General features: G+C 62.7%; 18 protein-coding genes. 13 read left to right on the plus strand and 5 right to left on the minus strand.

Annotation, left to right across the window (positions count from 1 at the left end; genetic code table 11):
• Positions 1 to 16: 16 nt before the first annotated feature.
• A complete protein-coding gene (locus tag RPMA_RS27570; protein ID WP_211910858.1) occupies positions 17 to 1636 on the minus strand; it encodes an ABC transporter substrate-binding protein in 1620 nt (539 codons plus the stop codon).
• A gap of 295 nt (positions 1637 to 1931) precedes the next feature.
• Here RPMA_RS27570 and RPMA_RS27575 point away from each other — a divergent pair, with 295 nt between their 5' ends.
• The 4 genes from RPMA_RS27575 to RPMA_RS27590 all read left to right on the plus strand — a co-directional run bounded on the left by RPMA_RS27575 (position 1932) and on the right by RPMA_RS27590 (position 6207).
• Entirely contained in the window at positions 1932 to 4004 is a 2073-nt protein-coding gene (locus tag RPMA_RS27575) for a TonB-dependent receptor (protein ID WP_249225484.1), read from the plus strand.
• Positions 4005 to 4131: 127 nt separating this feature from the next.
• Positions 4132 to 4917, plus strand: coding sequence for a tonB-system energizer ExbB (gene exbB / locus RPMA_RS27580; protein ID WP_211910859.1), 786 nt, complete (start codon positions 4132 to 4134; stop codon positions 4915 to 4917).
• 10 nt (positions 4918 to 4927) lie between these two features.
• Positions 4928 to 5365, plus strand: a complete 438-nt coding sequence (exbD, locus tag RPMA_RS27585) for a TonB system transport protein ExbD (protein ID WP_211910860.1) — start codon at positions 4928 to 4930, stop codon at positions 5363 to 5365.
• A complete protein-coding gene (locus RPMA_RS27590) occupies positions 5362 to 6207 on the plus strand; it encodes a TonB family protein (protein ID WP_211910861.1) in 846 nt (281 codons plus the stop codon). Before exbD ends, RPMA_RS27590 begins: the two co-directional genes overlap by 4 nt.
• Before the next feature lie 64 nt (positions 6208 to 6271).
• Here the strand turns inward: RPMA_RS27590 and ugpB are convergent, their stop codons facing one another.
• A complete protein-coding gene (gene ugpB, locus RPMA_RS27595; RefSeq protein ID WP_211910862.1) occupies positions 6272 to 7594 on the minus strand; it encodes a sn-glycerol-3-phosphate ABC transporter substrate-binding protein UgpB in 1323 nt (440 codons plus the stop codon).
• Between the two features lie 369 nt (positions 7595 to 7963).
• Between ugpB and RPMA_RS27600 the strand changes: the two genes are divergently transcribed.
• The 7 genes from RPMA_RS27600 (at position 7964) to RPMA_RS27630 (ending at position 16496) form a co-directional block, all read left to right on the plus strand.
• Positions 7964 to 9991, plus strand: a complete 2028-nt coding sequence (locus RPMA_RS27600; protein ID WP_408056574.1) for a sensor histidine kinase — start codon at positions 7964 to 7966, stop codon at positions 9989 to 9991.
• Entirely contained in the window at positions 9961 to 11715 is a 1755-nt protein-coding gene (locus RPMA_RS27605; protein ID WP_211910864.1) for an ATP-binding response regulator, read from the plus strand. Before RPMA_RS27600 ends, RPMA_RS27605 begins: the two co-directional genes overlap by 31 nt.
• A complete protein-coding gene (locus RPMA_RS27610; protein WP_211910865.1) occupies positions 11712 to 12446 on the plus strand; it encodes a response regulator in 735 nt (244 codons plus the stop codon). Before RPMA_RS27605 ends, RPMA_RS27610 begins: the two co-directional genes overlap by 4 nt.
• Before the next feature lie 197 nt (positions 12447 to 12643).
• The gene (locus RPMA_RS27615) at positions 12644 to 13255 is read left to right on the plus strand and encodes a sigma-70 family RNA polymerase sigma factor (protein ID WP_211910866.1); all 612 of its coding nucleotides are present in this window, start codon (positions 12644 to 12646) and stop codon (positions 13253 to 13255) included.
• Between the two features lie 212 nt (positions 13256 to 13467).
• Positions 13468 to 14070: a L,D-transpeptidase gene (locus RPMA_RS27620; protein WP_211910867.1), complete on the plus strand. Its 603-nt coding sequence runs from the start codon at positions 13468 to 13470 to the stop codon at positions 14068 to 14070.
• Positions 14071 to 14142: 72 nt separating this feature from the next.
• Positions 14143 to 15183, plus strand: coding sequence for an amino acid ABC transporter substrate-binding protein (locus tag RPMA_RS27625; RefSeq protein WP_211913857.1), 1041 nt, complete (start codon positions 14143 to 14145; stop codon positions 15181 to 15183).
• A 134-nt stretch (positions 15184 to 15317) separates the two neighbouring features.
• On the plus strand, positions 15318 to 16496 hold the full coding sequence (locus RPMA_RS27630) for an IS481 family transposase (protein WP_211910868.1): 1179 nt from the start codon (positions 15318 to 15320) through the stop codon (positions 16494 to 16496).
• 234 nt (positions 16497 to 16730) lie between these two features.
• Here the strand turns inward: RPMA_RS27630 and RPMA_RS27635 are convergent, their stop codons facing one another.
• Both RPMA_RS27635 and RPMA_RS27640 read right to left on the minus strand, forming a co-directional pair.
• Positions 16731 to 17867, minus strand: coding sequence for an acyl-CoA dehydrogenase family protein (locus tag RPMA_RS27635; protein ID WP_211910869.1), 1137 nt, complete (start codon positions 17865 to 17867; stop codon positions 16731 to 16733).
• A gap of 132 nt (positions 17868 to 17999) precedes the next feature.
• Entirely contained in the window at positions 18000 to 19184 is a 1185-nt protein-coding gene (locus RPMA_RS27640) for an acyl-CoA dehydrogenase family protein (RefSeq protein ID WP_211910870.1), read from the minus strand.
• A gap of 154 nt (positions 19185 to 19338) precedes the next feature.
• Between RPMA_RS27640 and RPMA_RS27645 the strand changes: the two genes are divergently transcribed.
• Positions 19339 to 19890: a carboxymuconolactone decarboxylase family protein gene (locus RPMA_RS27645; protein ID WP_211910871.1), complete on the plus strand. Its 552-nt coding sequence runs from the start codon at positions 19339 to 19341 to the stop codon at positions 19888 to 19890.
• Between the two features lie 130 nt (positions 19891 to 20020).
• Positions 20021 to 20518: a VOC family protein gene (locus RPMA_RS27650; protein WP_211910872.1), complete on the plus strand. Its 498-nt coding sequence runs from the start codon at positions 20021 to 20023 to the stop codon at positions 20516 to 20518.
• 96 nt (positions 20519 to 20614) lie between these two features.
• Here the strand turns inward: RPMA_RS27650 and RPMA_RS27655 are convergent, their stop codons facing one another.
• Entirely contained in the window at positions 20615 to 21841 is a 1227-nt protein-coding gene (locus tag RPMA_RS27655; RefSeq protein ID WP_211910873.1) for an MFS transporter, read from the minus strand.
• Positions 21842 to 21959 lie beyond the last annotated feature (118 nt).

Genomic DNA, 21959 nt, shown 5'->3' on the forward strand with positions numbered 1-21959 from the left:
GGCGATCCCCCGACGCTTACGCCTTGACCATGGCCCGATAGTCGAGCCGGCGGTGGAACCAGTACTGGAAGCCGGACACGTTCTTCTGCATCGCGACGTTCAGATAGGGCTGATAGATCGGGATGCGTGGGATGTCGGTGAAAGCGAGATCGACAAAGCCTTTCACGTCCTTGTCATAGGCCGCATTGTCCCCATTCGCTGCGGCCGTACGGGCGCCTGCGATCAGCTTGTCCATCTCCGGCGATGAATAGTTCATCGTGTTGAAGATCGAATTGCCGGAGCGGTAGCACCAGTAGAAGAAGTATTCGGGGTAATCGAGCCAGCCCGAGAAGATGTTGACGTAGAGCGGCAGCACCTTCTTGTTCAGCTCGGTGCGCCAGTTAGCGCCGGGGATCTTGTTGATGGTGGCGCGGATGCCGATCTGCGCAAGCGCTTCCTGGATCAGGATGCACATCGGCTCATTGACGCCGGCAAAGCCGAGGTCGAATGACAGCGTGGTGTCGAAACCGGCAGCCATTCCGGCTTCCGCCATCAGCGCCTTCGCCTTGGCCATATCGGTATTGTACTTGGTCGCGTGCGGCCACTTCGCCTCGGTCGGCGCATTCGCCGCGGCACCGAACATCGGATTTGCCAAGCCGAACATCACGGCATCGATGATCTTCTGATACGGGATCGCAAGCGCGACGGCTTCGCGCACCTTCGGATTGTTGAAGGGCGGCTGGGTGACATTCATTCCGAGATACTGGATGCCGTTGCTGATCGGCACCGAGGTGACGTTGAGCTTGCCAGCCCGCTTCATCTCGGCGAAATCCTGGTTCGGCAATTCATACGAAATGTCGGCATCGCCACGCTCGAGCAGCGCACGACGGTTGCCGGCCTGCGGCACCATGCGCCAGATCACGCGCTTGATCTTCGGCAGGGGACCACCGACCCAGGCGTCGTTGCGCTCCATGATCACTTCGGTGCCGGCCGTCCACTTGGTCACCTTGTAGGCGCCGGAGCCCACCGTGTTCATCTTGGTATATTCGAGACCCCACGGATCCTTTTCCGTGGCATTCTTCTTCACCAGTTCCGAATTGATGATGCTCGGCACGATGACAGCCAGATCGGGGATCGTCAGCTTGTCCTTGGTGAGGAAATCGACGCGCACGGTGTTGTCATCGACCACCACGAATTGTTCCGGCTTGGTAAGCGATCCCGCGCTCATCTGGAAGGTCGGGAAGCCACCGACGCTGACGGACCGATCAAGCGACCACTTCACGTCCTTCGCCGTCACCGGCGTGCCGTCCTGGAATTTCGCGTTCTTCTTCAGTTTGAACGTCACCGACATGTCGCCGATATTCATGTCTTCGGCGAGTTCGCCCTTGAACTTGTCCTTGTCGTAATAGGTGACGCCGCCCGGCCCTTCCTTCATCTCATGGGTGATCAGGCGGTCGTAGCAATTCCAGGCAACCTCATAGCTCGGCACATTGGTGCCGACGCCCATGATGTCGAGATTGTTGGGGCCGCTCTCGGACACCACCGGCAAGGTCTCCGACCGGGCATCCGCCTTTGCGGCGGACCAGATGGCCGGGCCGGACACCATGGTGCCAGCGGCGGCACCGGTGGCGGCCTTCAGAAAATCGCGACGCTTCATTCTCAACTCTCCCAAGGGAATCCTGACTGGAATGCTGCATCGCAAGGTTCGTGCCAGCCGACGGAACCGGGCGTGAGAAGTCCAGAGGACTGATACCGCTCAGCTTTCTCGACATCGGGGCCATCCTGCCCGCCGCTTATTGCATACATAAATGCTTAAACGCCTATTTATTAGGCGGTCTCAACGGCCCGCCCACGGGGTAGCCAGCCTCATCGCTTCTTGACAGTCATTCGCAATAGACATCTATTGCGACTAGTTCGCATTAGCATTCGCATGAGACTGTCGGGGGAATAGTGTGAAGCTGGGGAATTGGGCGTCGGTCGCGGCACTATCGGGGGCAGCTTGCATTCCCGTCGCATGGGCGGAGATGGCGCGCGCGCAGGAAGCGTTGTCGGAGATCGTGGTCACTGCCGAACGCGAAAAGGACACCGACGCATTCCAGACCACGACCCAGTTGAGTGGTGAAGCGCTGCAGCGCGCTGCATCGTCGTCTTTGGCCGACCTGCTCGCGACCCAGCCCGGCATAGCCGCCTCCACTTTCGCGCCGGGGGCGAGCCGACCGAACATCCGCGGCCTCGACGACTACCGCGTCCGCATTCAGGAGAACGGCGTCGGCAGCCAGGATGCGTCCGACTTCAGCCAGGACCATCAAGTGCCGGTCGATCCGCTCACCGCCGACAAGGTCGAGGTGATCCGCGGGCCGGGCACGCTGCGCTACGGCAACCAGGCCATCGGCGGCGTGGTCAATGCCATCAACAATCGCATTCCGGAGAATCTGGTGCCGGACGGTTTTGCAGCCAAACTGAAGAGCGGCGGCTCCACCGTGGACGGCAGCATCGACGGCGCTGCGAGCATCGATGCATCAGGCAACAATGTCGCCATCCATGTCGATGCATTCGGCCGCCGTGCCGGCGACTATCGCATTCCCGGCGGCGGCGTGCAGGCCAATACGCGCCAGCAGTCCGAAGGCCAGGCGATCGGCGGATCCTATATCTTCGACGGCGGCTATATCGGTACCGCGATCCAGCACATCACCAGCCTCTATCATATCCCCGGCATCGCCGAATCCGCCGCGCGCACGCGCATCGATCTCGAACAGACCAAATGGACCACCAAGGGCGAATGGCGCGCGCCGAATGAGCAGATCGCCGCGATCCGCTTCGCAGTCGGCGTCAGCGACTACAAGCACGGCGAATACGGCCTTGACGGCAATGGCGTCGATGGCTTGCAGAACACCATCACCAACAAGGAAATCGAAGGCCGCGTCGAACTCGATCACGCTGCCGTTTCGACGCCACTCGGTGCTCTCACCGGCAGCTGGGGCATTCAGGCCAGCAACCGCAAGCTCGGCACATTCGGCGTGCTCGGCGGCCTGCTGGCGCCGACCAATACGGATTCGGTTGCCGGCTTCGCCTTTGAGCAGCTGCAACTCTCCGACACGCTGAAGATCCAGACGGCCGCGCGCGTCGAGACACTGACGGTCTCGGGCCTCGCGCCGATTTTCCCGGCCAACTTCCTGCCGCCGCCGAACACCTTCACGGAATCGGCCGCCACCCGCAATTTCACGCCGGCCAGCTTCAGCTTTGGCGTTCTGAAGTCGCTGCCTTGGGACATGGTACTGTCGTTCAACGCCAACCGCACCCAGCGCGCACCAGCAGCCCCCGAACTGTTCTCGCGCGGCTCGGATGGCGCTTCCGGCACCTTCGTGATCGGCAATCCCGACCTGAAGATCGAAACCGCCGAGTCGCTCGAACTCGGGCTGAAGCGCAGCACAGGCCAGCTGCGCTTCGAGGCGAATATCTACTACACGCGCTATCTCGACTTCATCTTCAAGCAGGTCACCGGCAATTTCTGCACCGACGTGTTCGCGAGTTGCGGCGCGGCCGGTCCGTTGCTGCAGGTCGCCTATGGCCAGCGCGATGCCAATTTCCGCGGCGCCGAACTGATGGCGCAGCTCGACGTCGCGCCCATGCATGACGGCATGTTCGGCCTCGACGGCCAGTTCGACGTGGTGCGCGCCACGTTCGCCGATGGCAGCAATGTGCCGCGCATCGCGCCGATGCGGCTCGGCGGCGGCATCTGGTTCCGCAGCGCCGCCTGGTATGCGCGCCTCGGACTGCTGCATGCTTTCACGCAGGACGATATCGCCCTCAACGAGACCTCGACCGCGGGCTATAACCTTCTCAAGGCCGAGGTCAGCTACACGCACACATTCGCGAAGGTCGATGGGGGCTTGCGCGATCTCACCATCGGCGTGGTCGGCGACAATCTGCTCGACGAGCGCATTCGCAACCACATCTCGTTCAAGAAGGCCGAGGTGCTGCAGCCCGGGCTCGGCGTGCGGCTGTTCACGACTCTGCGATTTTAACGGGCATGACCTTGGAATCCTTCCAGTTTGCACCGCAATGGCCCGCCCGAAGGGCGACATCGCCGATGTCGGGGATATGGTCCCGGCACCTTCCGCCACTCCTGACGATCCACGGAATGCAGCTTCGATGAATGGCTCCCGATCTTACTTTCTCCGCGCCGCGATCGCCGTTGCAGCGCTGACCGCCCAGCCCGGCATCGCCTTCGCCGCCACTGCCGAGGGCCTGCTGCCATCGAATCTGTCGCCCTGGGGCATGTTCCAGAGCGCCGACATCGTCGTGAAGACGGTGATGATCGGCCTCGCCATCGCATCGCTGATGACCTGGACGGTGTGGCTCGCCAAGACGATCGAGCTCAATCGCGAAACGCGGCTGGCGAAACAGCGCCTCGACATGCTGGAAAGCGACACCACGCTGCGCCAGGTGGAGCGCGAAAGCGCCGATGCGCGCGATGCCGTGGCGCAGTTGATCCACACCGCCGTGCGCGAGACCGAACTGTCGCATGGCATTTTCGACGACGGCTTCAAGGAGCGTATCGCGCTGCGGCTGGAGCGCGTGGAAGGCGCGATGGCGCGCAAGATCGCGCGCGGCACCGGCATCGTCGCTACCATCGGCTCGACCTCACCCTTCATCGGCCTGTTCGGCACGGTCTGGGGCATCATGAATGCCTTTATCGGCATCTCCGAAACCAAGACCACCAACCTCGCCGTGGTGGCGCCCGGCATTGCCGAGGCGCTGCTCGCCACCGCGCTCGGCCTCGTCGCGGCCATTCCCGCGGTGATGATCTACAATGCACTGGTGCGCAGCATCACCGGCTATCGCGCATTGCTAGGCGATGCCTCGGCGCAGGTGATGCTGCTGATCAGCCGCGACCACAGCCGCCGCGGCATGCCGCTGGCGCGCGCGGCAGAGTAAGAGCGAACCGATGGGCTCACGACTGGGCGGACGTATCGGCGCCGGCGACGATCTCGAAGTCAATCACGAGATCAATGTCACGCCGTTCATCGACGTGATGCTGGTGCTGCTGATCATCTTCATGGTGGCGGCGCCGCTGGCCACCGTGGATATGGGCGTCGATCTGCCAGCCTCGACGGCGGAGCCGCAGCCGCGACCGGACAAGCCGGTGTTCATCACCGTGAAGCCCGATCTCACCCTCGGCATCGGCGAGGACGTGATCCCGCGCGATACGCTGGGCGGCGCGCTGGAAACCGCCACCAAGAACAACAAGGACGAACGCATCTTCTTGCGCGCCGACAAGGCCGTCAGCTATGGCGACCTGATGGAAGTGATGAACCTGCTGCGCAATGCCGGCTATCTGAAGATCGCGCTGGTCGGCCTCGACGGACGCTCCGCGCCGCCATGAATGCCTTTGCCCTGCATCATCCCGGCGACCGCGCCGTTTGGCGCTGGACCGGCTCGGCCGTCACGATTTTGGCCGCGCATGCCGGCGTGATCGCGCTCGGCCTGTATCTGTACAGCCAGAATGCGCCGCCGGGCGTCACGGCGCCACCGATCATGCTCGACCTGTCGCCGGTGTCGTCCGCCCAGGAAGCGACGCCACGCGACGTCGCGCCCGGACCTGAAATGGTGCAGGAAGAAGCGCCGTCCGCACCGCCGCCCGAACCGCAGGCGCAGCAGCAGGTCGAGGAGATGATCCCGCCGACGCCGCTGATGGAGAAAGCGGAGGTCGTCGCGCCGCCGGAGCAGAAGATCGCGCCGACACCGCCGCCACCGGAGCCCGCCCCGGTGACACCGGAGCCGGCCAAGCCCACGCCGGTGAAGCCGAAGCCCATCAAGGCCGAGGTCAAGAAGAAGCCGAAGGAAACCAAGCCCGCGCCGCGCACCACCGCGCCGCAGAGCGCCGAGACAGTCGCGCCGTCCAATTCGGCGGCCATGGCCGGCGCATCACGCGCGGCTGCAGCCAATTACAGGCAGATGGTGCAGGCGCATGTGCAGCGCTTCAAACAGTATCCTGCCGCGGCGCGTACCGGCCGCTCCGGCAAGGTGACGACCGTCGTGACCTTCACGCTGGGCCGTTCGGGTCAGGTTCTATCCGTGAGCCTGTCCGGATCGTCGGGACAGCCGGCACTCGATGCCGAGACACTGGCGACGGTGCGGCGCGCATCGCCATTCCCGGCCTTCCCGGCCGAGATGACCATGGCCACGCAATCCTACTCGCTGCCGCTGTCCTATAACCTGCAGTAAGCGTCGCAGCACCATGGAGGCCGTAGGGTGGGCAAAGCGGAGCGTGCCCACCCTACATCCGTTATTACTGCAAGGGATTGGCGCGTTCGAATTGGCGCAGCAGCTTGTTGCCCCGCTCCGCCGCTGTATCGAGCGCCGCCTGGGCGGGCTTCTTACCCGCGAAAGCCTGTTCGAGCTCGTCCTCGATCGCATCGCGGATCAGCGTGAATGATCCCAGCCGCATCCCGGTGGAATTCTCCGTCGGCGGCTTCAGCGTGATCTGCTCGATCGACTTCTCGGTGCCGGGATTGCGCTGGTAGAAGCCCTGCGCGCGCGTCAGCTCATAGGCTGCACGGGTGCTCGGCAGATAGCCCGTGTTCTGATGCCAGGCAGACTGGATATCCGGCTGCGACAGGAAGGCGAAGAACTTGGCGACGCCCTTGTATTCGTCACGCGGACGATCGCGTAGCACCCATAGCGTGGCGCCGCCGATCATGGAATTCTGCGGGGCGCCCGCGACATCCGGCCAGTAAGGCAGCAGCCCGTAGCCGACATCGAACTTGGCATTGGCGATGATATCGGCGCGCGTTCCCGACGATCCCAGGAAGATGCCGCATTCGCTCTTCTGGAAGCGCGGCTCGGCCGATGTAGCGCGGCCACTATAGTCGAACACCTTGGTCTTCTGCCATTCGGCAAGCTGCTCGATATGACGGACCATGACCGGATTGTTAAAGGTCAGCACCGCGTCGAGGCCGCCGAGACCGTTCGACCGGGTGGCCACCGGGATATTGTGAAAGGCCGAGAAGTTCTCGACATTGATCCAGGACGGCCATGCCGTGGTGAAGCCGCACGGCGTTCCCGCTGCGCGCAGCCGCTTGGCCATATTGCCGAGTTCGGGCCAGGTCTTCGGCGGCTCATCGGGATTGAGGCCGGCGGCGCGGAATAGATCCTTGTTGTAGTACAGGATCGGCGTCGAGGCATTGAACGGGAACGACAGCATGTTGCCCGCCGTATCCGTATAGTAGCCGGTGATGGCCGGCAGATAGGCCGACGGCGTGAAGGCTTCGGCCTGATCGCGCATCAATTCATAGACAGGATAGGTCGCGCCCTTGGCGGCCATCATCGTTGCCGTGGCGATCTCGTTCACCTGCACGATGGCCGGCTGGCTGCGCGAGCGGAACGCGAAGATCGCCGAGGTCACGGTCTCGGTGTAATTGCCCTTGTAGACGGGAATGATGCGAAAGCCGGTCTGCGTCGCATTGAAATCCGCCGCCAGCTTTTCCACCTGGCGCCCGAGCTGGCCTGACATCGCATGCCACCACTGGATCTCGGTAACGGCACGCGCGGCCGCGGCCCCCTGCAGGGTCGCCGCGATGAGCGCAAGACATCCGAGCGCCAGCTTTCGCATCCTTGTATCCTGCCTTTGCGCGCTGTCGGCCGATGACCGACATGTCGTTGGAAAACCGGGATCGGGACCGTCGCCGGACAGGCTGCGTCCCAATCGATACGTGTCGATGACGTTTTTGCTAAGATTCCGGGCCAGACTGCCTCAGCAGCACGGCCGTGGCAGCATTTGTATAGTGAACCCGCAGCACTGTGTTAAATTCCGACGGCTTCCGGTTCAATGATAACGGCCCGATGGTCCGTTCACCGTTCCTTTGATAGATTGATCATGGCCGGTGGGGCGGCCGACTGCGCAATTGAACCTTTCCCGAGGTCGAATGACACACTCGTGGTGACGAGCCAGCATAGTGGAGTTTCCGAGGGTCAGGACGGGCTGGCGGCTAAGGGCCGAACCGGCATCGTCGGGCTTGTGCGCGCGATTCCCATCCGCTGGCGCATTCTGTCGATTGCCGCGCTGAATTCCGCAGTGGTGCTCGTGCTGGCCGGCCTGATCTGGAGCGGATCCCGGGTGCTGTCGTCGGCCTGGGAAGATGTCCGTCAGGTCCGACAGTCCGATCAGGTGCTCGCTCTGCTCGAAAGCGAGACCGGCCGGCTGCAGAACCTGATCCACCGCTACATCAACCAGCCGAGCCCCGAACTCTTCGCCGAAATCCTGTTGCTGCGCGAAGCCGTGTTGGGCACGCTGAACACCCGCGCCTCCACCGACCCGATGATTTCGGGCTCGGTGGCCGAGCTGGAGCGTGTCACCGAACGCTTCCTCTCGGGCTTCGGCGAATTGCGCACCCTGCAGACGACCATCGCCAAGACCTATGAGGACCAGGTGTTGGGACCGGCCAAGGACATGGCCGGGCTGTATTCGATCATCGAAGGCGCCACCGGACAGCGCGACGCCCTGATCTGGCCGGCGCTCGGCAAATCGCGCGAGGCCTTCACCGCCATGCTGGTGGCCGCGAATGCCTATTATCTCTCGCTGGCATCGGCCTCCGCCGAGGAAGCCCGCCGCAACACCGAGACGATCGAGCGCACCATCCCGGTCATGACCGACCTGTCGGACAATGACCTGCAACGGATCGCCTTGCAGCGCCTGAAGGGCCGCGCGGGCGCGCTCCGAGACGGCCTGGCCAAACTCTCCGAGCAGCTCTCCAGCCGCACCGACCTGCTGCGCAACGCCATCGATGCCAGCCAGGCCGATACGATCGCCGCCATCGACAATCTCTCCATCCTGATGCGACAGCGCGAGCAGAAGGCGCAGACGACATTCGACCGCACGCTGACGGCCATCTCGCGCAATGTGATGGTGATCGCCGGCGCGTTCCTCGGCATCATCATCACCGCCGGCATCATCATCGCGCTCAGCATCCGCCTGCCGCTGCAACAGATCATGTCGTCGATGCGCGCCATCACCTCCGGCGATTTCGACCGCAAGGTCCAGGGTACGGCGGCCACCGACGAGATCGGCGCCATGGCGCGGGCCGTGGAAGTGTTCCGGGAGAATGCCGTCGCCAAACGTGAGGCCGAATACGAATTGCGAGCCGCCAAGGAGAAGGCGGAATCCGCTTTGCTTGAGTTGAATGCCGCCCAGCAGAATTTGATCGACGCCGAACGTCTGGCGGCACTGGGCGGCTTGGTCGCCGGCGTCGCCCACGAGGTCAACAACCCGATCGGCATCAGCCTGACGGTGGCATCGAGCTTCGCCCGCCGCAGCGAAATGTTCGAAGCCGAACTCCGCTCCGGCTCGCCACTGCGCCGGTCGCAGCTCGAGGATTTCGTCAAGACGTCGCAGGACGCCGCCCAGCAGCTAGTGGGTAACCTGCATCGCGCGGCCGAACTCATCCAGTCCTTCAAGCAGGTGGCGGTCGATCGTTCGCATGCCGAACGTCGCCAGTTCAGCCTCTCCGAGGCCACCGACCAGATCATCGCCAGCCTGCGGCCGGTGCTGAAGAAAGCGCCGATCACCCTGAATATCGACGTTCCCGACGGCTTGATCATCGATGGTTTCCCGGGCTCCTATGGCCAGATCCTCACCAATCTGTTCCTGAACGCCGCCAACCACGCTTTCCCCGACGGCCAGCCGGGCGCCATTTCCATCTCGGCCAAGCCTCGCGGTGCCGACGACATCGAGATCAGCTTCTCAGACAATGGCGTCGGCATGAGCCCCGATGTGCAGAGACAGGCCTTCGACCCATTTTTCACAACGCGCCGCAACGAGGGCGGCACCGGTCTCGGACTACACATTGTCTACAATCTGGTGACCCAGCAGCTCGGGGGCCGGATGATGCTGGAATCCCGGCTGGGACAGGGCACGACATTTCGCATTATCATGCCGCGGGCCGCCACCGGCGCCTCCGGTTCAATTGACGGGACGACGCAATGGCCGACCAGGACGATGTCCTCTACCTGATTGAAGACGAAGGCGAGACGCGGGACGAATCCCATGTCCGGAAATGGAAAATTGCCGTCATCGACGATGATCAGGCCGTCCATGAAGGAACGCGCTTTGCGCTCAGCGACTATTCGCTGAACGGGCAATCGCTCGAGATTCTGTCGGCCTATTCAGCCGCCGACGGCCGCCAGCTGCTGCGCGACAATCCGGACATCGCCGCGGTGCTGCTCGACGTGATCATGGAAACCGACGATGCCGGCCTCCAGCTCGTCGAATATATCCGCAACGAACTCCACAACGAGACCGTCCGCATCATCCTGCGCACCGGTCAGCCCGGTCAGGCACCGGAACGGCGCGTCATCGTCGACTACGACATCAACGACTACAAGGCGAAGACCGAACTCACCGCCGACAAGTTGTTCACCTCGCTGACCGCCGCCCTACGCAGCTATCAGCAGCTCGAACGCATGGTGCAGACCCGGCGCGGCCTCGAAATCATCCTGGACGCCGCCTCCACGCTGTATGATTTCCGCTCGATGCAGCGGCTGGCGGAAGGCGTGCTGACGCAGATCGCATCGCTGCTCAATGTCGACTGTGCGGGCATTCTGGTGCTGCGCGATGGCGGCGGCGTGGTGGACGACTTTGCGGTGCTGGCCGGCTCCGGCTGCTACAGTCGCTTCATCGGCTGCCCGACCCCGCAATCCCTCGATCCCGACCTGCGGCAGATGGTGGAAGAAGCTTTCCGCCGCCGCAAGCACGACTTCGACGACCACAGGACCGTTCTCTATATCCGCACCGGCAGCGGGCGCGAGGTCGTGGTGCTGCTGCAGGCCGAGCGACAGCTATCCGAAACTGATCGAGCATTGGTGGAGATCTTCGGCAGCCGCCTCTCCATCGCCTTCGACAATGTCATTCTCTACCAGCAGCTCAACGAAGCCAATGCGCAGCTGGAAGACCGCGTCTCGCAGCGCACCCGCGCGCTGATGCAGGCCAATCGCCGGCTGTCGGCGCAGTGGCTGCGGCTGCAGCGCGCCAATGGCTTCAAGAACGAAATTCTCGGCACCGTCGCCCATGACCTGAAGAATCCGCTCGGCGTCATTCTTGGCCGGACTGAAATGCTCACCGAACTGATTTCCGCGGACTCGTCCAAGGAAACCGTCGAGGCGCAGGTCAACCACATCCGCGATGCCACCAAGCGGTTGACGTCGATGGTCGATCACTTGATCTCCGACGCCATGGCCGATGCCTTTGACATCACCATCCGTCGCGAGCCGGTGGACCTGTCCGCGCTGGTCAATGACGTTGCCGAGGCCAACAAGCCGTCGGCGGTGAACAAGCAGCAGGCGATCTCGGTCTCGACGCCCGGCCACCGCGACCTCGTGATGTGCGATGCCGACCGCATGCGCGAGGCGATCGACAACCTGATCAGCAACGCCATCAAATACAGCCCGATCGGCGGCAGGATCGACGTGCTGGTCGGCGGCGACGCCAATCACGTCACCATCAGCATCAGCGATGAAGGCGCCGGTCTGTCGCCGGAAGACCTCGACCGGTTGTTCGGCCGCTTCCAGCGGCTGTCCGCCAAGCCCACCGGCGGTGAAAGCTCCACCGGCCTCGGCCTTTCCATCGTCAAGCGCATCGTCGACATGCATGGCGGCAACGTCACTGCCGATAGCCCCGGCCCAGGCCAGGGCGCGACCTTCACCATCCTTCTGCCCGCGGCGAGCGAGGCCCAGTCATGAACCAGAACCCGCACATCATCGTCGTCGATGACGAGGCGCCCGCCCGCGAGATGGTCGGCGATTATCTGAAGATGCACGGCTTCGCCGTGACGCTCTGCGACGGTGGCAAGAGCCTGCGCAGCGAGATCGAAACCAAGGTGCCCGATCTCGTGGTGCTCGATCTCAACATGCCTGAGGAAGACGGCCTGTCGATCATCCGCGACCTCAAGAGCCGCACCAATGTGCCGGTGATCATGCTGACCGCGACGGCCAGCCCGATCGATCGCGTGGTCGGCCTCGAACTCGGCGCTGACGACTACATCGCCAAGCCGTGCGAATTGCGCGAACTGATGGCGCGCATCCGCTCGGTACTTCGTCGCAGCACAGCGACCAAGGCGACCGCGGAGGCGGCTCCGGCGAAGAACGCCAAGGATCATCTCGTGCGTTTCGGCACCAAATGGCTTGATCTGGAAGCCCAGGCGCTGCGCGACGACGAAGGCAACGAACACCCGCTCACGGCGTCGGAATTCGGCCTGCTGAAAGTGTTTGCCGCCAATCCCAAGCGCGTCCTCTCGCGCGAGCGGCTGCTCGAACTCGCCAATGCCCGCGACGCCGAGGCATTCGACCGTGCCGTCGATCTCCGCATCATGCGCATTCGCCGGAAAATCGAGCCGGATCCGACAAAACCCGCCGTGATCCGTACAATTCGCGGTGGCGGTTATTTGTTCTCTCCCGCAGGCGAGAAAGCTTAATCCGTCTCCCGGAATGCTATCTTATTCAAAACGCTCAATTTTCATGCCCGAATGTTTCGTCGCCCCGGCTGCGACGAAACAAAACTCCCCTACCACGAAACCATTTTCCGCTTTTCAAGCCAACGCCCTGAAACCGGCGGTCCTTAACAACTGATCCCAACGAAACGCTCATCACAGCGTCTCTACGGGAGCCAGTCATGCAGAATGTCATCGCCATCAATGCCGCAGGCCGCCAGGGCATCATCACTGCCCGTGCCACGTCGGATGAGATGCTGCTGGAAAAGATTGCCGAGGGCGATCGCAGTGCGATGCACACGCTGTATGCCCGGCACAATGTGCGGGTCTATCGCTTCGTGCTCCGCATGCTGCGCGATGTCAGCGCGTCGGAAGATCTGGTCAGCCAAGTGTTCCTCGATGTGTGGCGCACCGCCAGCCAGTTCGAAGGACGCTCGCAGGTTTCCACCTGGTTGTTGTCGATCGCGCGCTTCAAGGCGCTGACCGCCCTGCGCCAGCGCAAGTATGAAGACATCGATCAGGACGAGGTGATGGAAGTCGCCGACAGCGCCGACACGCCGGAAGCCTCGCTCGATCGCAGCCGCACCAGTGAAATCCTGCGCGCCTGCGTCGCCAAGCTGTCGCCGGCGCATCGCGAGATCGTCAACCTCGTCTACTATCACGAGAAGTCGGTGGACGAAGTCGCCGGGATCGTCGGCATTCCCGCCTCCACCGTGAAAACCCGCATGTTCTATGCCCGCAAGCAGCTCGCCGATCTGCTCAAGACCGCCGGCATCGACAGCATCGCTGCGTAATTCGTTTCCTCCCTCGACCTCCAACCCTCCAGCCCGGACAGGATGCCTCCTGTTCCGGGCTTTTTTCTTTGCCCACCGCAAAGCCCAATAAACCGCGGATTTAATCAAATCGTCATCGCCGCGAACGACCATGCCGGCGAATTCGTTGTTTTCGCGCTGATGCCGCGATGCTATGCACAGCATACCGAACCATCAAATCGGGAGATGCCGAAATGATCGACCTTCGCCGCCTGCTCGGGCTCACTCTCATCGCCGCAGCTGGCCTCGCATTGTCGATCACGCAAAGCAGCGCGCAATTGCTGCGCCCTGATGTGGGTGACGAGCCCGGCCTGATCGCCGACGACTCCATCCAGCTGCCGCCGGAATTCCAGAAGCAGGCGGTGCTCTATCGCACCACCGAGCCGCCGGGCACGATCATCATCTCCACCAATGAGCGCTATCTCTATCTCGTGCAGGGCAATGGCCGCGCGATGCGCTACGGCATCGGCGTCGGCCGTGACGGTTTTCAGTGGCAGGGTCTGGTGAAAATCACCCGCAAGGCGGAATGGCCGGACTGGACTCCGCCCGCGGAAATGATCCAGCGCCAGCCTTATCTGCCGCGCTTCATGGCCGGCGGCCCCGGCAATCCCATGGGCGCCCGCGCGCTCTATCTCGGCACCACGGTCTATCGCATCCACGGCACCAATCGGCCTGACACCATCGGCACCGCCGTGTCATCCGGCTGCTTCCGTCTCGTCAACGCGGATGTCAGCGATCTCTATGAACGCGTGCCCGTTGGCACCAAGGTCGTGATCCGGCAGAAGCCCGAAATCTGAGGTGGCATTCGCCACCGTTATTCTTCGCATCACCACATGCCAATTTGATCAGGGGGCTGAATTCTCATGGCGATGAAGCGCACTTTCGTGACCGGGCTGGCCATCGGCCTCGCGGTCGCAACCGCCGTGGCCGCCGCCGCGATCACCTATGAACGCTACGATACCAAGACGCTGAAGCGCACCATCAAGCGCGACGCCGTGCTGTGCGGCGTCAATCAGAGCCTGCCGGGCTTCTCGGCACCGGATGCGCAGGGCAACTGGAGCGGCTTCGACGTCGACTTCTGCCGCGCTGTCGCCGCCGCCATCTTCGACGATCCGAAGAAGGTCAAATTCGTCGGCCTCGACGCCAATGAACGCTTCAAGGAGCTGCAGAGCCGCAAGATCGACATCCTCGCACGCAACACCACCTGGAGCATGTCGCGCGAAAGCAATCTGGCGCTCTATTTCCCGGCCGTCTCCTATTATGACGGCCAGAGCTTCATGATTCCGAAGTCGCGCAACATCGATTCCGCGCTGGAGCTGAATGACAGCAAGGTCTGCGTGCAGGACGGCACCACGACGGTGCTCAACGCGTCGGATTACTTCCGCGCCAACAATATCAAATATACCGAAGTGAAATTCCCCAAGCTGGATGATGTCCTCAAGGCCTATAATTCCGGCCAGTGCGACACCTTCACCGCCGACGCCTCGCAGCTCTACGCCCTGCGCCTGACGCTGACCAAGCCGGATGACCACGTGATCCTTCCCGACGTTATCTCGAAGGAGCCTCTGGCGCCTGTCGTGCGCCAGCGCGACGACGACTGGATGATGATCGTGAAGTGGACGCTGTATGCGATGGTCAATGCCGAAGAGCTCGGCATCACCTCGAAGAACATCGACGAGGCGCTGAAGTCGAAGAAGCCGGATGTGATGCGGCTGGTCGGCACCGAAGGCGCCTATGGCGAGGATCTCGGCCTGTCGAAGGACTGGGCCGCCCGCATCATCCGCCATGTCGGCAATTACGGCGAAGTGTATGAGCGCAATGTGGGCGACGGCTCGCAGCTGAAGATCCCGCGCGGGCTGAACCAGACCTGGAGCAACGGCGGAATTCAATACGCGCCGCCGATCAGGTAAACTCCAACCTCTCCGCGCACTCCCCTTAACCTCTCCCCGCATTTTGTGTTCAGCCCGGACAGATCACTGACAGGTGTTCGGAGACATAGCTGACACATCCATATTGGGTGGAAGTTCCTTTTTGGGAGGCTTCCATGCCGTGGTGCGAGGTGTCGGTAATGGATCAGAGGTTGGAGTTCGTGCGGCTGGCGCTGCAGGACGGTGCGAACCGGCGGGAGTTGTGTCGGCGGTTCGGCATCAGTCCCGACGTCGGCTACAAATGGTTGGCGCGGCATGTCGGCGGCGATGCGGAGCTTGCCGATCGCTCGCGCCGGCCACATGCCAGCCCGCGGCGCAGTGCGGCAGCGATCGAGGGGCAGGTGCTCGCCATTCGCGATGCCCATCCGGCCTGGGGCGCACGCAAGATTGTCCATTGCCTGAGCCGCGACGGCCTCGTGCCGCCGGCGGCTTCCACTGTACATGCGATCCTGCAGCGCCATGGCCGCATCATCGTGCCGCCGAACGGTCCGGGGCAGCCGTTCACGCGCTTCGAGAAGGACACCCCGAATGCGCTGTGGCAGATGGATTTCAAGGGCCATATCCCGCTGGCCGACGGCACGCCGTGCCACCCGCTCACCATGATCGACGATCACTCGCGCTATGCCCTGCGTCTTGCCGCCTGCAGTAACCAGCAGCGCATGACCGTGCAGGAGCAGCTGACGCAGACCTTCCGTCGCTACGGACTGCCCGACGCATTGTTCGTCGATAACGGCCCGCCCTGGGGCGACAGTTCGCAATCGCGCTGGACCGGCTTGCGGGTCTGGCTGCTCAAGCTCGGCGTCGAGGTGATCTATGCGCGGCCGCTGCATCCGCAGAGCCGCGGCAAGAACGAGCGCTTCCATCGCGCGCTGAAGGCCGAAGTGCTGGCCGTGCGTCGCTTCAACGGCTTCACCGAATTGCAGCGGGCCTTCGATACATGGCGCAGCGTCTACAATCTGGAGCGCCCGCATGAGGCCTTGGGCATGGCCGTGCCGGCCAGCCGCTACCGGCCATCGCTGCGATCGATGCCTGAGCGGCTCGCAGACATTGTCTACGCCCCGGGCGACATCGTCCGCAGCGTATCGACCCAGCGCGGCGCCTCGATCAGCTTCAAGGGGCAGCCATGGCGCGTGCCACGCGCTTTCCGCGGCGAACATTTGGCCATCCGCCCGAGCGGTATCGATGGCCAATACGGCGTTTTCTTTGGCAGCAGGCAGGTCGCAACCATCGACTTGACCCGCCGCAAAAGTGTCAGTCATGTCTCCGAACAGGTGTCAGCTATGTCTCCGGGCTGAACATTTTGCGCGGGGAGAGGTCGCCCGGCGAAGCGTAGCGAAGACGGGCGGGTGAGGGGCATGGCACAAGGGCGGTGCCGGTCTTATAGTTATCGAAGCGAAGACTATCGGAGAGATCCGATAGTGCACGCATGACGAACACGCGTGCCAAGCCCCTCACCCGGCGCGAAGGCGCGCCGACCTCTCCCCGCCTAGCGAAGCTTCGCTTCGCGCGGGACGGGGAGAGGTTAAAGTTCAATACTTCTTCATCCGCGCCAATTGATCCGCATGAAAATTGCTATCCCCCAGCAATTCCTGGCACACGCGCGCGCGTTTCATGAACAGGCCGACATCGAACTGGTCGGTCATGCCCATGCCGCCATGCATCTGCACACCTTCCTGCACCGCCAGCGTCGCCGTGGTGCCGGCCTTGGCCTTGGCCACGGCCACGGCTGCTGCCGCCGTCGGCGCATCGGCATCGAGCAATTGCAGCGCCTTCATCGCAGCGGCGCGGGTCACTTCGATCTCCGTATAGAGATGCGCCGCGCGGTGCTGCAGCGCCTGGAATTCGCCGATCAGCTTGCCGAACTGCTTGCGCTCCTTGAGATAGGTGACCGTGCGGCCGAACACCTCGTCCGACAGACCCACCATCTCGGCCGCAACGGCGCCACGGCCAATATTCAACACGCGGTCGAGCAGCGCCCCGCCCTGATCGACATCGCCGATCACGCTGTCAGCATCGACGGCCACATTGTCGAACACGATCCGCGCCGCATTATGCGCATCGACCATGACCGTGCGCTCAATGGCGATGCCTTTCGCCTTGGGATCGATGGCGAACAGCGTGAGCCCCTCGCGTTCCCCAGCACTGCCACCGCTGCGGGCAGCGACGATCAGCAGATCGGCCATGTGGCCATCCACCACGAAAGCCTTGTCGCCTGACAATTTGAAGCCGTTGCCGGAGCGCTCGGCCTTCATTGCAATGTTTGACGGGCGATGTTTCGTCCCCTCATCCACGGCCAGTGCCGCGAGCAGGGCGCCCTCGGCAATCTTCGGCAAATACGCGGCCTGCTGTGCCTCGCTGCCGCCGCGTAATGCGGTGACGGCCAGCACAGCCGTGGCGAAGAACGGCGATGGCATCAGCGTGCGGCCGATCTCTTCCATGATGACGCCGGCCTCGACCGCGCCGAGCCCGCTGCCGCCATAGGCTTCCGGCACCAGCAGGCCGGCAAAGCCCATCTCGGCAAAGGTTTTCCAATGTTCTTTCGAGAAGCCGATAGCATCCTTGCTGTCGCGGAGCTGCCGGAAATGAGCGATCGGCGCCTTGTCGCCGATGAAGCCTCGCGCGCTGTCGCGGAGCATGGTCTGTTCTTCGTTGAGGATGAGAGGCATGGGGGTTCTCTGAATTCGCGATGACAACTGAAAGTAAGCTCGTCATGGCCGGGCTTGTCCCGGCCATCCACGTCTTCGCTTGCGGCTAAGGCGTGGATACCCGGCATTCGCCGGGCATGACGGAGAAGGGCCTTACGCCCCCGGCAAATCGAGAATGCGCTTGGCGACAATCCCCAGCATCACTTCGCTGGTGCCGCCCTCGATGGAATTGGCTTTCGTCCGCAGCCACGCGCGCGGCTTGGCGCCTTCATGCGAACGCGGGCTTTCCCATTCCAGCGCGTCGATGCCGCCGGCCGACATCAGGATTTCATGGCGGCGCTTGTTCAGCTCGGTGCCGTAATATTTCATCGCCGATGAAAACGCCGGATGGCCTTGTCCGGCTTTGGCGAGATCGACGGCGCGCTCGGCCGCACAGGACAGCGCAGCTTCATCCACCTCGAACGTCGCGATCTGCCCGCGCAACATGGCGTCGTCCAGCTGCCCCTCAGCATCCACGCCAATGGAATCGGCGGCGACCTGACCGAGCGGGCGGCCCGCGCCACGCTCACCCATGCCCGAGATCATGGCGCGCTCATGCTGCAGCAGATATTTCGCAACGTCCCAGCCGCGATTGACCGTGCCGACCACACGTATTTTCGGCACGCGCACATTGTCGAAAAAGGTTTCGCAGAACGGTGATTTACCGGAGATCAACAGGATCGGCTTGGTCGACACGCCGGGCGATGTCATGTCGAACAGAATGAAGCTGATGCCGTCATGCTTCTTAGCCGTACCGTCCGTCCGCACCAGGCAGAAGATCCAGTCGGCGTAGTTGGCATAGGAGGTCCAGATCTTCTGACCATTGATGATGTAGTCGTCGCCATCGCTCTCGGCGCGCGTCTGCAGCGACGCGAGGTCGGAGCCGGCATTGGGCTCGGAATAGCCCTGGCACCAGCGGATCAGGCCTGCGGCGATCTTCGGCAGATGTTCCTGCTTCTGCTCCTCGTTGCCATATTTCAGCAGCGCCGGCCCGAGCATCCAGATGCCGAAGCTCGACAACGGCGGTCGCGCACCGATGGCCGACATTTCCTCGCGCAGGACCTTGGCTTCTGCGCCATCGAGACCGCCGCCGCCATATTGCTTCGGCCAGTCCGGCACGGTCCAGCCCTTGTCGCGCATGCGCTCGAACCAGAGGCGCTGCGGCTCGGATGAAAATTTCGTGTTGCGACCGCCCCAGAACACATCCTCGTCGGCAGTGACCGGCTTACGCATCTCCGGCGGACAATTGCTGTCCAGCCATGCGCGGGTATCGCGGCGGAATTGGTCGAGATCCGACATCGGGTGTTTCCTGTTGTTCGTGTGCAAGCGTGAGGCGCCCGCATTGTTGTTGGCGCGGAGCTTACCCGGCAGGTCGCGGAATTCAATGGCTTGTCGCGGAGTGCGATGACTCGTTAGTTTTGCCCGACAACGAATAAACGAGATGAGGAACGCGATGCGCCTGAAGCTTCTTTCGCCTGGCGAAATGACCGCCGACCAGAAGGCGATCTATGACGAATCCATTGCCAGCAAGCGCGGCAAGCCGCCGGAGCCGATGATGGCTTGGCTCGCCAGCCCGGAAATGGCGCGGCATGCCGCGCGGCTCGGCGCCTTCCTGCGCTACGATACCTCACTCTCGGATGCGCATGCCGAACTCGCGATCCTCGTCACCGCAAGGCACTGGACGGCGCATTTCGAATGGTATGCGCACAAGCGGTTCGCGCTGAATGCCGGCCTCGATCCCGCCATCATCGAGGACATCAAGAACCGCCGCACGCCGATCTTCGGTGAAACGCGCGAGCGGGTGATCTACGATGTCGCAAAATCCCTGCACGAAGCGCAAGAGCTGTCGAAACCGCTTTATGATGAAGCCAATGAGGTGCTGGGCGCCAAAGCACTGGCCGAGATTATCGGCCTGTGCGGCTATTACACCATGGTGTCGATGACGCTGAACACTTACGAATTCGGCCTGCCGGATGGGCAGGTATCGGAGCTTTCGGTGTCGTAGGATGGGTAGAGCGCAGCGAAACCCATCACACCAATCCTAGAAACGATGGGTTTCGCGAAGGTGCTCTACCCATCCTACATTCTTGCGCCTAAATCATCCTGATCGCATTATACACCTCAGGAGCCTCACCATGTCCGATCCCAACCCACCGATCCCCGCCGGCACGCGGATCGGGCATGTGCATTTGAAAGTCGCCGATCTCGAACGCGCGCTCGGCTTCTATCGCGATGTGCTCGGCTTTCAGGTGAAGCAGCGCTATGGCGATCAGGCGGTGTTCATCGCTGCCGACGACTATCATCACCATATCGGGCTCAACACCTGGGAGAGCAAAGGCGGCCAGCCGCCCGCGCCCGGCACCACCGGGCTCTTTCACACCGCCATTCTTTATCCCACCCGCGCGGCGCTCGCCGATGCGCTGCATCGCGTTCTCGCCGCAGGCATCCCACTCGATGGCGCCAGCGATCATGGCGTGAGCGAAGCGCTCTATCTGCGCGACCCCGACCAGAATGGCGTCGAACTCTATTGGGACCGTGCGGAGGCGGATTGGCCACGCGACGCCAAAGGCGAGATCGCGATGTTCACCAAACGGCTGGACGTCGAGGATTTGTTGAAGGCGAGAGATGAGTAAAACGCCGTTCCGTAGCCCGGATGGAGCGCAGCGCAATCCGGGGACCGGCGACATGAGGAAGCTCTGATTCCCGGATTACGCTTCGCTCCATCCGGGCTACACACTGCGGCTTCGCACCATGATCATGACCGCCGCAATCACCTGCAACGCCATGCAGGTATAGAACGGGACACTGTAGCTGCCCGAAATATCCCTGAGCCAGCCGACGATGCCCGGCCCGAAAGCGTAAGTCACCTGCGTGACCGCCGTGATGAGGCTGACCAGGACGCCGAACGATCGTGGATCGAATTCGCGTTGCACGATCAGCGCCGGCAGCGTGATCAGATTGCCCACCGAAAACCCGAACAGCGCGCAGGCAAAGAAGATGAGCGCGTCATTGTGGAAGTTGATTACGATAGCGAGCGCGATGCCCTGGCTGAGAAACGAGAATGCCGACGCGAGGCGCTGGTTGAGGCGATCGATCACCGTCGAAAACAGCACGCGACCGACCACCGCCATCAGGGTCATCAATGACATCGCCGCCGCCGCACGTTCGCGACCGATCACCGGATCGAGAAACGAGATCAGGTGAACGACGAAGCCGACCTGCGCGAACAGTCCCAACGCGAACGCAATGGTCAAAGTGAGAAAGGCGAGATCACGCATCGCCTGCGCCCGAATGCGTGTCGATGGCGGCGCATTCGCTGCGGCGCTGCCGGGCGCGACCGATGCCGCCCGATGCGGGGGATGACCGACAAAGAGCAAGATCACCGGCGCCAGCAGCAACAGCATCGCGATCGCGGCGGCAATCGTCGCGCCGCAAAAGCCGAACGCGTTGCTCGCCGTCACCAATAGCGGCACGCCGACAATCCCGCCGAAACTCGCGCCATTGAGCGCGAGGCTGATCGCCATGCCGCGCTTCTTGTCGAACCACAGGCCGAGCGTATTGGTGATGGCGCCGAGACTGGTGCCGGCCCAGCCGAAGGCGAGCAGCACATTCACCGCATAGAGCTGCCAGGGCGACGTGATCTGTCCGAGCAGGACCGTCGCAACAGCGAGAATACCGACACCGGCCAGCAGGCAGTTGCGCGGGCCGAGCGCACGCATCGCCTCGCTGACAAAGGCAACCAGCAGCGCGCCGACGAGATAGAAGAACGTGGTGGCGGTGGCGATGGTTGAGGCCGGCCAGCCATGAACGCGCTGCAGTTCCGCGAGATAGACACTCTGGCCGTAGAAACCGAGCGCCCAGCCGAATGTCGCGAGCAGGAAACAAACACCGACGATGCGCCAGCCCTCGTAGCGGATCGAGGTTTCGTCATTCGCTGCATTCGGCGTCGCGTCCATTCCGGATCTTCTTTCGCTGATATTCTTCGTCTCATGCTGCTCTGCGACAACACGCCGCGCAGATGTAGCATTGTTCCAGCGATTAACCACCCGTTTTACCGGGGAAAAGCCTGCACTC

It is taken from the genome of Tardiphaga alba (assembly GCF_018279705.1).
In the GTDB taxonomy this organism is placed as follows: domain Bacteria; phylum Pseudomonadota; class Alphaproteobacteria; order Rhizobiales; family Xanthobacteraceae; genus Tardiphaga; species Tardiphaga alba.

Coding starts and splice junctions, on each gene's coding strand:
- RPMA_RS27635 (WP_211910869.1), bottom strand. CDS start 17,867: ATGCCTCTCATCCTCAACGAAGAACAGACCATGCTCCGCGACAGCGCG.
- ugpB (WP_211910862.1), bottom strand. CDS start 7,594: ATGCGAAAGCTGGCGCTCGGATGTCTTGCGCTCATCGCGGCGACCCTG.
- exbD (WP_211910860.1), top strand. CDS start 4,928: ATGGGCTCACGACTGGGCGGACGTATCGGCGCCGGCGACGATCTCGAA.
- RPMA_RS27610 (WP_211910865.1), top strand. CDS start 11,712: ATGAACCAGAACCCGCACATCATCGTCGTCGATGACGAGGCGCCCGCC.
- RPMA_RS27655 (WP_211910873.1), bottom strand. CDS start 21,841: ATGGACGCGACGCCGAATGCAGCGAATGACGAAACCTCGATCCGCTAC.
- RPMA_RS27620 (WP_211910867.1), top strand. CDS start 13,468: ATGATCGACCTTCGCCGCCTGCTCGGGCTCACTCTCATCGCCGCAGCT.
- exbB (WP_211910859.1), top strand. CDS start 4,132: ATGAATGGCTCCCGATCTTACTTTCTCCGCGCCGCGATCGCCGTTGCA.
- RPMA_RS27590 (WP_211910861.1), top strand. CDS start 5,362: ATGAATGCCTTTGCCCTGCATCATCCCGGCGACCGCGCCGTTTGGCGC.
- RPMA_RS27640 (WP_211910870.1), bottom strand. CDS start 19,184: ATGTCGGATCTCGACCAATTCCGCCGCGATACCCGCGCATGGCTGGAC.
- RPMA_RS27630 (WP_211910868.1), top strand. CDS start 15,318: ATGCCGTGGTGCGAGGTGTCGGTAATGGATCAGAGGTTGGAGTTCGTG.
- RPMA_RS27570 (WP_211910858.1), bottom strand. CDS start 1,636: ATGAAGCGTCGCGATTTTCTGAAGGCCGCCACCGGTGCCGCCGCTGGC.
- RPMA_RS27625 (WP_211913857.1), top strand. CDS start 14,143: ATGAAGCGCACTTTCGTGACCGGGCTGGCCATCGGCCTCGCGGTCGCA.
- RPMA_RS27605 (WP_211910864.1), top strand. CDS start 9,961: ATGGCCGACCAGGACGATGTCCTCTACCTGATTGAAGACGAAGGCGAG.
- RPMA_RS27615 (WP_211910866.1), top strand. CDS start 12,644: ATGCAGAATGTCATCGCCATCAATGCCGCAGGCCGCCAGGGCATCATC.
- RPMA_RS27650 (WP_211910872.1), top strand. CDS start 20,021: ATGTCCGATCCCAACCCACCGATCCCCGCCGGCACGCGGATCGGGCAT.
- RPMA_RS27645 (WP_211910871.1), top strand. CDS start 19,339: ATGCGCCTGAAGCTTCTTTCGCCTGGCGAAATGACCGCCGACCAGAAG.